The following is a 14,318-nucleotide window of genomic DNA, read 5'->3' on the forward strand; positions in this document are numbered from 1 at the left end:
AATGAAGGAGGGCACGTGCGACAAATGAGTTCAGTTTTTTTCAAGGCCTGTCATCTGGTCGAGCTGTTGGCGAATATGAGCGGCTTCCGCAACAGTCCCGGCAAGGGCAATGGCCTGATCAAATGCGCAGCGTGCCTCGCTTGTCCGCCCCAGTTGCTTGAGCAGCGCCCCACGCGCGCCATGAAAATAGAAATATCCGCTAAGTTTGACTGAGAGCGGTTCGATCATCTGCAACGCAGCCTCGGCCCCTTCCGTTTTCGACACCGCAACGGCACGGTTGAGTGTGGCAACGGGAGATGGCGAGCGACGCTCGAGTGCGGCGTATAGCTGGTCGATCTCTTTCCAGTCGGTGTCTTCCGGTGTCGCAGCACGCGCATGCAGAGCAGCGATTGCCGCCTGTATCTGATAGGGCCCCGGTCCGCGGCGGAGCATCGCCTTGTCTATGAGGACGAGGGCTTCGGCTATCATGGGCCGGTTCCATCGTGATCTGTCCTGATCTTCCAGGAGGACCAACAGGCCGTTTGCGTCAACTCGCGTCTCTTGACGGGAATGCTGCAACAGCATGAGCGCAAGCAGTCCCATGAGTTCCGGGTCGGAAGGAAACATCCGCAACAGCAGCCTGGCCAGGCGAATACCCTCGTGGCACAGACCCGAGCGCTCGCCAGCCGGATCAGGGTCGCTGTAGCCTTCGCTAAAGACGAGATAAATCATCGCGGATACAGCCGCCAGGCGGTTTGCCCGCTCTGCCTGATCCGGTGTCTCGAACGGCACGCCAGCGTTGGCTATCGTCGCCTTTGCACGGGTGATCCGCTGCCGCATCGCGTGTTCGCCGACCAGAAATGCCCGGGCGATGTCACCAACCGGAATGCCGGATACGATGCGCAATGCAAGCGCGATCTGCTGGGTTGCCGGCAGATCCGGATGACAGCAGATAAACAGGAGGCGCAGGATGTCATCACGGTAGTCCGCCGTATCGAGCCGTTCAACCAGGTCCGGTTCGGCATCCTCCACGTTCGACAGAACGTCTTCGGGGGGCAGGCCGGAGGTCCTTGCCTCTCGTTTCAGCACGTCCAGCGTCAGGTTGCGGCCGACGGTGATCAGCCATCCTTCCACGTTTCGCGGCGGTCCGTTGTCCGGCCAGTTTTTCAAGGCGCGCAGGCAGGCTTCCTGAAAGGCTTCTTCGGCCAGATCCAGATCACGAAAATACCGGAGCAATGCGGCCATCACCCGTGGCCGCGAGGTAGTCAATTTGCTGTCAATCCATGTGAGATCAGGCGGTTGCATTGTCGGTGTCAGTCGTGGTGCCCGGGTGGAAGCTCTTGACCGGCCTCAGTTCATAGGCTCCACCTGGGTTGGCTTCGGTAAGGTCTCTGGCAAAGTCCAGGGCCTGCTGCTGATCCTCAACCTCGACCAGATAAAAGCCGAGCAGCTGTTCCTTGGTCTCCGCATAGGGGCCATCGGTAACGAGATTTTCCTTCTTGTGGAGGGTAGAGGCCGTTTTGGTGGGCATGAGGCGGGCAGCCAGCTCATACTGATCAGCCCACTTCTCGTGGACGACCTGCAGCCGTTTCATGACAGCGGCGTCTTCCTCGTCACTCCACGCGGAGGTGACCTCTTCATCATTATAGCAAAGCAGCATGTACAACATGAAAAACGGTTCCATAGTTACAAGGACGGTTCTGACATTCGAATTGCGACATTACGGATAGTTTTTTGGCAAGAGCAGTAAGGCTGTTTGGCCTTTCAGCTCTTGCGACCGCCTTCCGATCCTTCCAGAGCCTTCGTCAACTTCCCCAACAATGCCGAAAGCGTGCGCTGTTCCTCATCTGTGAGGCAGTCAATCAATCGGGCTTCGTGAGCCATGTCTTCCTTGAAAGCGGACCGGATTAGGTCCATCCCCTTCTTGGATAGGCGGACGGGCGAGCTCCGGCCGTCTGAAAGGTCCTTTGGCCTTTCGATCAATCCGGCCCTTTCCAGGCGAGCCAGAATGCCAGTTAGCCCTCCTGACGTAAGCATCAGGGAATTGAACAGTTCAGTGGGGCGAAGCTGATAAGGTGATCCGGAGCGCAGCAGCGTCGATAGAACGTCGAATTCCCGGCTATCGAGGCCGTGTCTTGAGAAAATGGCCTCGATGCCCGGCCGGGCCAAATGGGTGATCACTCGTGCGCGGCCAAGGATTGCCATGCCGCGCGTATCAACCTCTGGCAACTCCAGCTCCCATTGCCGGCGTCGGCGTTCAACGTGATCCGTATCGTTTTTGCTCATTCTCGATTTTATCTTGCGTGCGAGACAATTCAGTTTATCTTTCGCGCAAGATAAATCAACCCGGCGACGTCAGGTGCTTGGTCTCGGGCGTTGCATGCATCACGAGAGGAGAGTGCGGTGGCTGAAAAAGATCAGGTCGCCAAGGTGAAGGGGCCGGCGTCGTACTTTCCGTCTATCGAAAAGAAATACGGCAAGCCTATCGGCGAGTGGCAAGCTCTCGTGCGCGCCCAGGCCGGAAAGAAGCACATGGAAATTGTCGACTTTCTGAAAACAGAGCACGGGCTTGGGCACGGACATGCAAATGCGATCGTCGCGGCCACGCTCTCTGAAGACAAGAAGTGATCGATTGCTTGAGCGGTGATGGGCCTGTTTTCAAGTGCGCGCCGCTAAAGATGAGATCGCCTCCACCACCCAGGATGTCGCCAGCGGAGCGACAGGCAAAAGCCGGTCAGTCTTCACCGATTTGTTTGTTTGCTGGTTGTGCTTCTCAAGCATTTTAAGTGCCACGCGGAAACAGGTAAGCTTTAGCGTTTAAGTGGCGGTTTGAAGATATATTGCCAGTTGAATTCTCCGGCTAAATATTTGCCTGGAGAAGCGTTTGGTCATAATCAAAACCTACATGAAAAAATCAATGAAACTGAGGTGATTTCGACTGTAATTGCATTAAATATGTTCGTCCGTGTCGAGTGTTGCTTTTGGTGAAGGCTTTTGTATTCTGAATAAAAAGAAGAAATTGCAGCGATGATATCTGTGCGATTAGATATAATGATTTATGTCACTGATTTTTTCCCCGGTGTAGACTAATTGCCCTAAAGTGTTGGCTGAAATTTAAAATCCATTGATCCTTTTTAGCCGAGTCATGACCCGAAATTCCTTTACGTAATCAATAGAGCTGGTCATGGTCCTTCGGGAGACGTTCTATGTCCGAGCATTTGCGTTACTTATTTTTTATAGGTCCCAGGGAGAAATTGCCTAAACCATTGGAAAATTCATTGGTTCGGGAGCTGCCGGGTCTCGTTGTGCAGGTTTCAACTGACTGGGATGTCCTGGTTGAAAAGGCCGAACAGGAAGGTGTTTTGCCTTCCCTGATCCTGGTTGATGAAGCCTTCGGCGCGATGAATCCCGACTTGTTGCAAGTGTTCCAGGACACGTATCCCAATGCCATCCTGTGTCTAACCTATAACGGTGAGTACACATCCAAGCTGCACATTCGAAAATGTCTGAAAACCGGTATCATCAATAACGTCATACCCATGAACCTCCGTCTGGATCTTTGGCTCTATGCGATCCAGATCATGTTGCATGGTGGCTCCTACATGCCGCCGGATCTTGTCGAACTTCTCGAGATCGACAGGAGCATGCAGCTGGAAAAGGCTCGCAAGGCGACTGCTGCCAGCGGCGTGTCCGGGGCACACATCGTAAGTTCGCTGACACCCAGAGAGCGGGAAGTGCTGGAGTTGATCGCACGAGGGCAGCAAAACAAGCATATTGCTGCAAATCTCTCGCTGTCGGAGCACACGATCAAACTTCACATTCACCACATCATTTCGAAGATGGGCGTATCAAACAGGACTGAAGCAGCTGCTGCATATCTTCAGATACATCGATCCGCCGGTGGTAACGGTTAGGTCGAAATTCGAAAACTCTGCCAACGACTGGGAATGGTCCAATCTGCTGAATATAAATTGGCTGAAACAAGTCTATGGGCGTTGTCGAGGTGCTGGTGTGAAGATTATTGAAAATTGTATCTGTAGTTATCGTAATTCCATTTAGATACAACTTGCCTCATGCTGCGGTTGTCCCGTCGCTTTGAGCGCGCGATCGTGGTGTCCGTCACGCCTCGTTGTTTCATTGGTCCTTTTTCAGGACGCTCCTGACGGGCTTTGCCGCTTCGAACCCGGTCAGGCCGGGGCGGCCAGTCTTGCTAGCCGCTCATCGCGGAAGGAGACAAGGCGCTTTGCGTTTTCGTCCCACAGGACCAGCTTCACGCAGCCAAGGCTCTGACGCAAAGTAAGTCGGCTGACATTGCGCAGTTCCGGATGTTCCTTGAGGACTTCAGACAGCCGGTAGAAGGGAATTTTGGGAGACAGGTGGTGCACGTGGTGGATGCCGATATTTCCGGAGAACCAGCGCAACAGGGGCGGCAGGTCGTAGTGTGAACTGCCTTCAAGCGCGGCATGTTGGAAATCCCAGTCACTTTCCTCAGACCAATGCGTCTCTTCGAACTGGTGCTGGATATAGAAGAGCCAAACACCGGCGCTGGCTGCCATCAGAGTAATCGGGACCTGCACTAGGAAAAAGGTGCTTGCGCCGACCAGCCAGATCATGAGCGCAAACGGTGCCGCGATCCCGAGATTTGTCGCAATTGTCGACACCCAGGGCTGCATTCCGGCGCGCATCAGGCCATAGGGAAGCCGGTATTGGGCGACGAACAGCCACGCAGGTCCCAGCCCGAACATGACGACCGGATGCCGATAGAGCCAGTAGCGCAGGCGGCCCCAGCGGGACAGGGCTCTGTATTCGAGCACGGTCAGTGTATCGACGTCACCGACGCCGCGACGGTCGAGGTTCCCGGCAGAGGCATGGTGGATGGCGTGAGTTCGGCGCCAGTAATCGTAAGGGGTAAAGGTAAGTACCCCGATGACCCGGCCGATCCAGTCGTTCATGCTGCGCCGGGCGTACAAGTTCCCATGGCCGCAATCGTGCTGCAGGATGAAAAGCCGGACCAGAAACCCCGCCGCCGGGACCGTCAGGATCAACCCGAACCAGTAGCCGTGCAAGACGAGTGTCGCGGTAATTCCCCACAGTGCAATGAAGGGGAGGACCGTGATTGCAATCTCGAAACTGCTGCGGCGCGCACTGATGTTCCGGAATTTGGCAAGAGCTGCGATCCAGGACCGGCTCTGGCGATCAGCAATTGGATTTTTCAACGACGGATTTTCAGAGCCGTGGCTGAGCTCGGGCGCGCTAATATTAGAGGTTACGGTCATTCATGCGGCCTTCCACGCAGTATTCCGGAGTTTGATCGTTTCTCCAGGAATGACGTCCGTGGATATCGAGCAGCGATTAAACCGACGTTGCCGGTCAAGTTGGTCTGCAGGTTTTCTGCCGCATCTACAATCTTATTTTTGCATTTACGGAAAACTATTCAGAAAAATCGACGGAAATACCACCGATTATCAAATTCATTTCAGAAATTCGTCGTCTCGCGCCGGTGTGAAACGAAAGTCAGTCCAGCCGGAGGCGGTCAGCGGTTGCAGGAGCTGCGCCTGAGGCCGGAGGCCTTCGGGCTGTCAGCCCGAAGGTGTTTTTCCGATGATGTGAGAAGGTCAGGTCCTGGCCAGTTGGGAAATATTCATGTTGGAGGCATCACCACGCGAGAATTGCGTGAACATTGACATGACTGAAGCGCGGATTGCCTCTAACTGCGCAGGCGAATAGCGCCTGGCCTGGTAGCTCATCAGCACGCGGATGGCGCGGTTGCCGTCGATGACCTCTTCCATCACTTCAAATTGCAGTCCGAGATGGGATTCATGCTTGTCCGGGTCGACCTGGCGAAACGCGATGGTACCGCCATCCGGCGCTGGCAGGTTGCCGTTCAACTTGTTTTGCGCATGGATCTGAATGAACACATCGAACAGGTGGTCCGTTCCAGGCGTCATGCCTAGGGCGTCTTCCACAAGGTCGATCGGAATGTCGGTAAAGGGCATCGATCCGTTGATCATGTCCTTGATGTTGCCGATCAGGGTGCCGACAGTCGGATCGTCTCCGAAGCGAACCCGGTGGGCGACGACAGTGGTGAAGTAGCCGATCGTGTCGAAGTAATCGGGGTCCGTACGGCCCGCGGCAGAGGTGCCGATCACCAGATCGGACAATCCCCCAAGGGCCTGAAGCGCGGCGGAAATCGCGCCATAGACGACGTTGAAAAGGGAAGCACTGTTTTCCTTGGCAATGGCATAAAGCCCCTCGGAAACGTCGCTCTCCAGCCGCATTTCAACCCAGCCGCCTGCGACTGAACAATCGTCAGTGGCGGGTTCATCGGGGAGTTTGGGTTCGTTGGTGAAGAGAACCAGTTCCCTGGGTGCATCACCGAGCATGTCCGTCCAGAAGGCAAGGTGCCCGGCATTGACGCCCGACTGCACCTGCTTGCGGGCAAACTCGTGAAAAGGTGCTGGTTCGTCCGGCCATTCGGGCGCAACGCCAAGGCTGCGTGCGCGGTAGGCTTCAACCAGTTCGTCCATCATCAGGTTGACGGACCATTCGTCGAGCGCGAGGTGGTGGAACAGGAACGAAAGCACTTGCCGACCTGTTTCCGGATCGGTGAGAAACCGCAACCTGACCGGCAATTCCTTTGCAAGGTCGAAGCAATAAATGGCTTCGGCATTGCGGTCCGCACCGGCGCTTTCCGTACTGGTCCAGAACCATTTGTAGATCGCCAGTTCCTCGACGGGAACAACCTTCTGCAAGACATCACCTTCTTCCGTTTCGAAGTAGAGGGTCCTGAGAGCGGCATGCCGTTTCATCAGGTCACCAAAGGCGGCCTCGAAAACGGTTTCATCGACGGGGTCGAGAAAATCCAGGGCAAATGGCAAGTTGAAAATCTCGCGGTATCCAAGAGCCGAATAGATCTTCCAGAGCGACATCTGCGCAAGAGCTAGAGGTGTGGCAGCGTCGCTGGCCTTGCCGTTTCTGATCTCGACATTGTGGTTTCCAACGCTTTCGCCGGCCCCATCGACCAGTGTTGCGTGCCGGGCAAGACCTGCTGCTGTGGGGTTGCCGAAAAGATCGTTGAAACGAACCTCTATGCCATGATCATGAAGCAGGCGGCCGATGATCCGGGTGGCAACCAGCGAATGTCCGCCGAAATCGAAAAAGTCGTCGTCTGGTGTGAGGTCTGCAACCGCGAGGGCATCCCGAAACTCCTGCAGGATGGCCGCCTGAATGGCCGTCACGTCGAGGGAAGTTCCTTGCCGTGTGTGGAAAGGAGCGTCAGAAACACAGGCACTTTCGCTCGGGAGAAGCTGCTTGCCCGTCGCGATTGAAAGACCTTCCGGGTTCCGGAGGTATTCGGAAAACAGATCCAGCACCAAACTGCCGGCATGTCGCCTGATCCTCTGTCCCGTGACCAGTTCAAGAATTGCCCTGCCTTCTGTGTCAAAGCCAACTGCCAGCTCGAAATCGGGGCGGGCTTCATATGTCGGCAGGGGTATCCGGTCGAAGGCAAGTGTGTCTGTCGGGACGATGGTTTTCGGATCGGCGAGCCGTTGAATCCAGACCTTTGGAAGGTCCGCCGCCAGTGCGTTGTTGTCGTGTTTTTCCGATCTGGAAACCGCATTCAGATGAGACAGAACTTGCCGTTCAATATCTTCGGGAGACGTATCCCGTTCAACCGAAACAGCAAAGCTGTCCGAACGGGCAAAACCGCCGCAATGGTCAGTCAGGCTGCCTGTCTGCCGTGCCGGAAAAATGGCTTCGATCCGTTCGTGACCGCCGAGCGTGCACAGGAATTGCGCGAAACGAACCCCAACCCGTGCCAGCAATGTGGTGTGGTCCGAAGTAGAGTAAACCTGGTCATGATTGAAGACAGGTTCGAGCATGGTTCCGAACCTCCGCGCAAGCCGGTCGCCCGTTGGCAGAAGACCAGGTGTTCCGTTGAAATCGATAACGGCCGTATCGGCCAACCCTTCGCCCCGTCGCAACCAGGTGACCGGCGCAAGGCCGGGAAAATCAGGCTCGAAATGCTTCACCTGATGCGGCGCCGGTGCTGCAATGACCTTGCTGTCATAGGTTGCCGCAAGACTTCTCAGGACATCTTCCGGTGAACAGACCTCCTCGAGAATGCGGTGCATGAGCAGGCCCAGGATCACCGCTTGACCGCAGAGGATCAGCAGCACCTTGAAAGGGGGGTCGGCTTCGCTGTCCCAATGTGCTTTCTGGGCGGCCAGGACAAGTGAAACGGCTTCCTGCTGGTTTTCAGCTTTGATGATTTCAAGTGTTCCGTCCTGCCCGTGCGAGAGGGACTTCACGAGTTCTCCCTCGTCACTGAAGCGATAGCGCATCGCCAGCTCGGGAAGGGCTTCGACCATCGCGTCCACGGCGCGGGCGAGGCGTGCGATATCGGGTGTGCCACCGAGCCGGTAGGTCTGGGCATGTCGCAGCACCTTGTCCGGATCTTGCTGTTGCGCCAGCCAGATCCGTTCCTGATGCTGCGTGACGGTGTGCGGCTCCCGGCCTTTTTCCGGCAAACGGCCAGCCGGGACGGCAGGCTGGGTTGACCCGTCCAGGGATTTGAGTTCCGCGTCGAAACGCTCGAACTCGGTTGCTGTCAACAGGCGGTCGAAGCCTCCGGTCATGTCAGTCTCCCGATACTCATGTGTCGTGCTGATTGCTTGCCTTGGGAGCTCGTCCGCAGCCATTCGGGCCGACGACGCGGGGGCTCACTGAGTAAGCGGATATGAGTTGCATTTGTTAGCAGGCACAGCCAGCGGGAGCAATTAAACTTGTACTAAATACTCATGTTTTTTAAGTCCGGGTATCCAGGTGGGCCGGATATGATTTCTGGACGGGAGAAGGCAAGACACCCGGGCAAGCACTCGGTGTGCCGCCCGGGCATGTTCGATGCAGAAAACCGATAGACTGAGCAGCACCGGTTTTACTGCGTCGTCTCGTTCCAGCCTGCGATCGCATCCAGCATGTGTTCCGCGCTTGCAACGCTCGGCGTAATCACCTTGGCGGGATCGACGAACAGGATCCGGTTTTCCTTGGCCGGTTTCATGAATTGATCCCAACCGGGAACAATCTTGCTCAGCGAAGCACGGGTTCCGGCCTCATCGCGGCCGCCGGCCATGTAGCTGTTGAGCAGGACAAGAACATCAGGATCGAGCTTGCCGAATTCCTCCGCACTCAAAGGCATGAGCATCATGGAACCGCCTGCCGGAGAAGCGCCACTCGGCGCGCCGACTTCCAGACGGCTGTATCCGAGATCTTCCAGTGCCTGAACCATCCCGGAGGAATCGCCCACAACATTGAGCTGGTCGGTCAGAAAGACGGGAAGGTAGGTCCTGCCTGCAGGATTGAAGGGCAGTTTGGCGCGCAGATCTTCCACGCGCTTTTCATAGGCCGCCTTGCGGGCGGCAAAGACATCTTCCCGGCCGACGAGAGCTGCGAGGTCTTCCTCGACATCAAAACCGTAGACCTTCGAGCTGCCGACATTCTGCAGATAGACCGGCGCGACAGTGGCCAGTTGATCGGCTTTGCCGGCATCCAGTTCGCTCGCGACGATCAGATCAGGTTCCAGCGCTCTCAGTTTTTCAAGGTCGAGCTGCCCGACGGGGCCGAAACCCTTTGGTTTTGTTTTGCCTTCGCCGAGAACGGTGTCGATGAAGTCGACTGCGATAACGAAACTGCCGTCATCCGCCCGGCCGAAGCTGCCGGTAAGATCGAGACCGAGATCCATCAGCGGGATGCCGAGCAACGGCTCGTGCATGACGACGATATGTTCGGGCTGCTCCGGTATAGTGACCTTCCGGCCCGTGTCGTCGGTGACGGTGCGCTCGGCTGCAAGGACCGGACTTGTCGCCAGTAGGGCTGCGATTGCGCAGGAGACGAGAAAACGCATGAAGATCCTTTCAGTGTGACTGGAGTTTGCGCAGCGCCTGCAGACGCAGCGCGATGATGAAGAGCGGCACGCCGACCAGGGTCAGGCTGAGACCGAGGGGCATCGGCAGGGAGCCGCCAAGCCCGCGTGTCAGTGCATCGGCGATCAGGACGAGGATCCCGCCCATCAAGGCGGACAGGAAAAGCCGCGCCCGGGCGACGGCCGGTGAAAGAAAGCCGGCGATGTGAGGTGCCAGCACGCCGAGAAAGACCAGGGGCCCAACCGCCGTGACGGCAGCGGAGCTCAGCACAACGGCAGTGAGCAGGATCAACGGGCGGGAACGGCCAACAGGTTCGCCCAGTGCCATCGCCATTTCGCTGCCCAGGTCATAGGTGGCCATGGCAGGGCCGAGAACGAAGATTGCCGCGAGGCTGAGAACGAACAACGGCGTAAAGGCGGCGATGACTGTCCAGTTGGCCTGGAACAGCGAGCCGGCCAGCCACTCGGAAAGGGCGATGGAGGTCTCGGTCGGCAGATACAGGATAAGAAGCGATCCGAATGAGGACAGGACCGTCTCGATTGCTATCCCCATCAGGACGATGGAAAGGCCGCTGGATCGCTCGCTGCCGACAAGCCACAAAAGCAGACCGGCAACCGTCAGCCCACCGGCGAGCGCAGCAAGAACCACAAGGCTCTTGGGGGCCGCAGGCAGGAAGGCCAGCAGCAACATGATCATCGTCATCGACCCCTGGCTGAAGCCGAAAAGTCCCGGGTCAGCCAGCGGGTTCCTGGCAACCGACTGAAGCATTGCCCCGGCAAGTGCGACCGCCCAGCCGACCATGAACCCGAGCAGGATCCGAGGCAGGCGTACCGTCCAGAGGGCATAGTTCTCCGCACCCGGCAAACTTTCACCGGCAAGCGTTCGGAAAAGATCGGTTAGCCCGGTGTCCGTCAGCCCGAGGCCGGTGGCAAGAGCTGCAAGTGCAAGCGCAGCAGCCACAAGGCAGGCTCCGGCAAGCAGATTGCCGGTCCTCATCTGAAGTCCGCCGGTCAGACGCAGAACCCGTTTGCCGTCGATTGCTCTACCGCCTCTGATCATGAGACCTCCCGGCTACCGGAGGAGAGATAGAAGCGTTTGACGATCACGATAAATACGATCCCGCCGATCAGATCCGTAACCAGGCCGGTGTTCACGACGTAGGGGTAAAAGGCTTCCCGAGCGATGAGGTCCGCAGCCAGACCGACAATCGCTCCCACGATCAGGGAGGCCGGCAGGGCGTGAACAAGATTGTTGCCCATGAAGGGGCGCACGATATGTGGCACGACCAGCCCGACGAAGCCGATCGGACCGCACACCGCAACCGCGGAGCCGGACCCGAGCACGGCTGCTCCGATGGCAAGACGTGAGACAAGAGGAACGTTGACACCGGTTGAGGCGGCCTTGTCGGCGCCCAGCAGGATCAGGGTCAGCGGCCGGGCAAACAGCAGCAGGATTACGACGGAAAGGGCCCCGATCCACCAGAACATGGCAAGGCGGTCGATATAGACGTGGTTGATATTGCCGGTTACCCAACTCAGAAAATCGGCGCGGCGGGCCGGGTCGGACAACAGCAAGGCGTTGGTCATGCCGGTGAACAGCATGGAAACCAGGGCGCCGGACAGGATAAGGGACAATCCGCGCGGGTCGTTCCGGCGCCCTGCGAGCCGGGCAACTGCAAGGCTGGAGAGAAAACCGGCAAGTGCTCCGGCAAGCGCCGCAATGCCCTGCAGCTCGGCGCTGGCGCCGAACAGGAGCGCACTGGCAACCAGAAACAGAGCCGCACCAGAATTGACGCCCAGTGTGGCCGGGGAGGCTAGGGGATTGCGCACCAGGCTCTGCAGGACGAAGCCGCTGGCCGCTGCAATGCCGCCGGCATAAATCGCAATCAGGGTGCGCGGTAAACGCTGGAACAGAAGGACAGCGTCTTCGTAACTTTGAGCTTCGAAACGCTGGAGCGCGGCAATCAGGTTCGGTAGATCGGCTGCACGGAAACCGAAGAACAAATGCACCACCAGCACGATGGCAAGCATTGCAAGGATGAGCAGAAGGTGGAGACTACGCCGGTCCATCAGGCTACCGATGCGTGCCCAATGCGCTCCGGAAAGCAGACGAGGCGCCCATCGCGTGGAAAGATCTGGGTCCTGAGACCGAAGACCTGTTCGATGTTGTCACTGGTGACCGTGTCCGCAACCGGTCCTGCCGTAATGCACCGGCCAGACTGCATCAGCACGACCTCGTCGGCGAAGGCGGTGGTCAGGTTCAGGTCGTGCAGAACGGCAATCACCGTCTTGCCGTGGGTTTCGATCAGCTCCCTGACAAGTTCAAGAACGGCGAACTGGTATTTCATGTCCAGATGATTGACTGGCTCGTCCATCAGGATGACATCGGTATCCTGTGCCAGAACCATTGCGATCCAGGCGCGCTGACGCTGACCACCGGACAATTTGTTGACGGGAAAACCGGCCCGGTCGCTGAGGCCGACAGTCTCCAGAACCTGTTTGAAGAGATCACGATCCTGCGCCGACGGACCGCCCGTCAGCGAATACCGCGAATAGCCGGCAAGCTCGATCAGCTCGCCAAGTGTCATGTAATCCGGGCAGAAGCAATCCTGAGGCAGATAGGCAATCCGGCGGGCAAGAGCTTTCCGGCCGATGCCAGGGAGAGGTGCGCCTTCCAGCAGAATGTCGCCGGCGCTGATCGGCAGGAAGCCCATGATGGCTTTCAACAGGCTGGACTTGCCGCACCCGTTCGGCCCGACGATCGCCGTAAGCCGGCCTTTGCTGAACCGGACGGAGACATCACTGAGCACATTCAAGGGTCCGTAAGCCGCGCTTACGTGTGTTGTCTCCAGCAATTTCGACCTCTTGACCTTCTGCAATGCAGAAGTCTTTATACTATCCGAAACGAGCCAGCAAACCCAAAGCCAGCCCTCCAACTCGTTTCCAATCCAATCAAGAGCGGATTTGATGACCCCCTCAAAGAAATTGCATATCGGCATGTCGCTCGCCCCGACATGGCTCAGCGGCGATGCGTGGCGTCGTGCGGACAGTGGCGTGGAAGGCCTTTACGGCAGTGATTTTTATCTCGACGTCGCACTGCGCGCGGAGCAGGCCAAACTGGACTTTGCGTTTCTGCCGGACTCGCTGTTTTTGAACACCGGGCTGCTGGCATCCGGCACCGGGTTTGCCAGTCTTGACCCGACATTGCTGCTGGCCTCGATCGCGCGCGAGACGTCGAGGATCGGGCTCTTGTCGACAGCGTCGACGACCTTCTTTCCACCCTATATCGTCGCCCGGCAGATCCAGTCGCTGAACTGGCTCAGCAACGGGCGGGCCGGCTGGAACATCGTCACCGCGCTGGACGGCAACGCGAATTTCGGTCTGTCCGAAATGCCGAGCCCGGAGGAACGCTATGCACGGGCCGCCGAATTTACCGAAGTCGTCCGGCTGCTCTGGGAGAGCTTTCCTTGTGAAGCTCTCAAGCTCGACAGGGAAAGCGGGCTGTTCGCCGATGCGGATCTCGTCAAACCGGTCGACCACGAAGGTTCGTTCTTCAACGTGAAGGGCCCGCTCAACTTGCCGCGCTTCGGCAAGACACGGATACCGCTTGTGCAGGCAGGGGCATCGGGCGCAGGCCGTGACTTTGCCTCCTCGGTGGCGGACGCGATCTTCGCCTCGACACCGGACAAGGCTGCAGCCATGGACTTGCGGGCCGATTTGCGCAAACGGGCCGAACGGCGCGGACGAAAGGGTGACGATATCCGGGTTTTACCAGGGTTGAGCCTTTACCTTGCGCCGACCAGGGCGGAGGCAGAGGAGCTCTTTGCCGAAACCAACGCACGCGTGAGCCGCGACCGGTGCCTGGCAACAGTTCTGGAAATGACCGGGCTCGATCTTTGCGACTGGCCGGCAGAACGACAGGTGAAAGCCACGGACCTGCCCCCGCCACCGGAAACGGTGCGCAGCCGCACCCATTCGCAACTTCTGCGGCGGATGATCGAGCGGGACGAACCGGCCGTCGAAGACCTGTTGCGCCGGCCGGAAGTTATCGGCTCGGCCCACTGGCTCGTCGTCGGCACACCGTCCGATGCGGTCGTACAAATCAAGGATTGGGCAGCGGTAGGTGCGATCGACGGTTTCGTCGCCTTTCCGGGCGGATCTCTGGACGCGGTACGCCTGCTCCTGGAACAGGTGGTTCCTGCATTGGGTGATCTGGGCCTTTTCCGGAAGGACTATTCAGGCTCGACCTTCTTCGAGCATCTGACCCTGGAATAGGCATCGAGACAAACGCAGAAGCGCGACACAGCAGGCGGACTACGCAGTTGAAGAGGCCGAGGTTGCGCCATTTTCGAAAACCGGTGTCGGGGCTTGGCGAAAGAAAATTCCAACCCCTGACATCGCGAAACAGCAGCCCGAA

The 14,318-nt window shown here is 57.9% G+C and carries 12 protein-coding genes; 3 read left to right on the forward strand and 9 right to left on the reverse strand.

What is annotated here, in order from left to right; genetic code table 11:
- Window positions 1–30 precede the first annotated feature (30 nt).
- The 3 genes from FIU93_RS29345 to FIU93_RS29355 all read right to left on the reverse strand — a co-directional run bounded on the left by FIU93_RS29345 (window position 31) and on the right by FIU93_RS29355 (window position 2,265).
- Window positions 31–1,284, reverse strand: a complete 1,254-nt coding sequence (locus tag FIU93_RS29345) for an RNA polymerase sigma factor (protein WP_152507873.1) — start codon at window positions 1,282–1,284, stop codon at window positions 31–33.
- On the reverse strand, window positions 1,271–1,648 hold the full coding sequence (locus FIU93_RS29350; protein ID WP_077294637.1) for a YciI family protein: 378 nt from the start codon (window positions 1,646–1,648) through the stop codon (window positions 1,271–1,273). Before FIU93_RS29350 ends, FIU93_RS29345 begins: the two co-directional genes overlap by 14 nt.
- 95 nt (window positions 1,649–1,743) lie before the next feature.
- Window positions 1,744–2,265 carry a MarR family transcriptional regulator gene (locus FIU93_RS29355; protein ID WP_023001384.1) on the reverse strand — a complete coding sequence of 174 codons (522 nt, stop codon included), beginning with the start codon at window positions 2,263–2,265 and terminating at the stop codon, window positions 1,744–1,746.
- Window positions 2,266–2,382: 117 nt separating this feature from the next.
- Between FIU93_RS29355 and FIU93_RS29360 the strand changes: the two genes are divergently transcribed.
- Both FIU93_RS29360 and FIU93_RS29365 read left to right on the forward strand, forming a co-directional pair.
- On the forward strand, window positions 2,383–2,607 hold the full coding sequence (locus FIU93_RS29360; protein WP_023001383.1) for a DUF4287 domain-containing protein: 225 nt from the start codon (window positions 2,383–2,385) through the stop codon (window positions 2,605–2,607).
- A gap of 578 nt (window positions 2,608–3,185) precedes the next feature.
- Window positions 3,186–3,893, forward strand: a complete 708-nt coding sequence (locus FIU93_RS29365) for a response regulator transcription factor (RefSeq protein WP_152507874.1) — start codon at window positions 3,186–3,188, stop codon at window positions 3,891–3,893.
- Between the two features lie 273 nt (window positions 3,894–4,166).
- Here FIU93_RS29365 and FIU93_RS29370 read toward each other — a convergent pair whose 3' ends face one another.
- The 6 genes from FIU93_RS29370 to FIU93_RS29395 form a co-directional block, all read right to left on the reverse strand.
- The gene (locus FIU93_RS29370) at window positions 4,167–5,255 is read right to left on the reverse strand and encodes a fatty acid desaturase (protein ID WP_152507875.1); all 1,089 of its coding nucleotides are present in this window, start codon (window positions 5,253–5,255) and stop codon (window positions 4,167–4,169) included.
- Window positions 5,256–5,594: 339 nt separating this feature from the next.
- Window positions 5,595–8,618 carry a condensation domain-containing protein gene (locus FIU93_RS29375; RefSeq protein ID WP_173017456.1) on the reverse strand — a complete coding sequence of 1,008 codons (3,024 nt, stop codon included), beginning with the start codon at window positions 8,616–8,618 and terminating at the stop codon, window positions 5,595–5,597.
- Between the two features lie 299 nt (window positions 8,619–8,917).
- Window positions 8,918–9,883: an ABC transporter substrate-binding protein gene (locus tag FIU93_RS29380; protein ID WP_152507877.1), complete on the reverse strand. Its 966-nt coding sequence runs from the start codon at window positions 9,881–9,883 to the stop codon at window positions 8,918–8,920.
- A gap of 10 nt (window positions 9,884–9,893) precedes the next feature.
- Window positions 9,894–10,958, reverse strand: a complete 1,065-nt coding sequence (locus FIU93_RS29385) for an iron ABC transporter permease (protein ID WP_152508005.1) — start codon at window positions 10,956–10,958, stop codon at window positions 9,894–9,896.
- Window positions 10,958–11,971, reverse strand: a complete 1,014-nt coding sequence (locus tag FIU93_RS29390; RefSeq protein WP_152507878.1) for an iron ABC transporter permease — start codon at window positions 11,969–11,971, stop codon at window positions 10,958–10,960. Before FIU93_RS29390 ends, FIU93_RS29385 begins: the two co-directional genes overlap by 1 nt.
- On the reverse strand, window positions 11,971–12,756 hold the full coding sequence (locus tag FIU93_RS29395) for an ABC transporter ATP-binding protein (protein WP_286202454.1): 786 nt from the start codon (window positions 12,754–12,756) through the stop codon (window positions 11,971–11,973). The genes FIU93_RS29390 and FIU93_RS29395 overlap by 1 nt, the downstream gene beginning before the upstream one ends.
- Window positions 12,757–12,868: 112 nt before the next feature.
- Between FIU93_RS29395 and FIU93_RS29400 the strand changes: the two genes are divergently transcribed.
- The gene (locus tag FIU93_RS29400; protein WP_152507880.1) at window positions 12,869–14,176 is read left to right on the forward strand and encodes an NtaA/DmoA family FMN-dependent monooxygenase; all 1,308 of its coding nucleotides are present in this window, start codon (window positions 12,869–12,871) and stop codon (window positions 14,174–14,176) included.
- Window positions 14,177–14,318: the final 142 nt, after the last annotated feature.

Source organism: Labrenzia sp. THAF35 (genome assembly GCF_009363595.1).
Taxonomy (GTDB): domain Bacteria; phylum Pseudomonadota; class Alphaproteobacteria; order Rhizobiales; family Stappiaceae; genus Roseibium; species Roseibium algicola.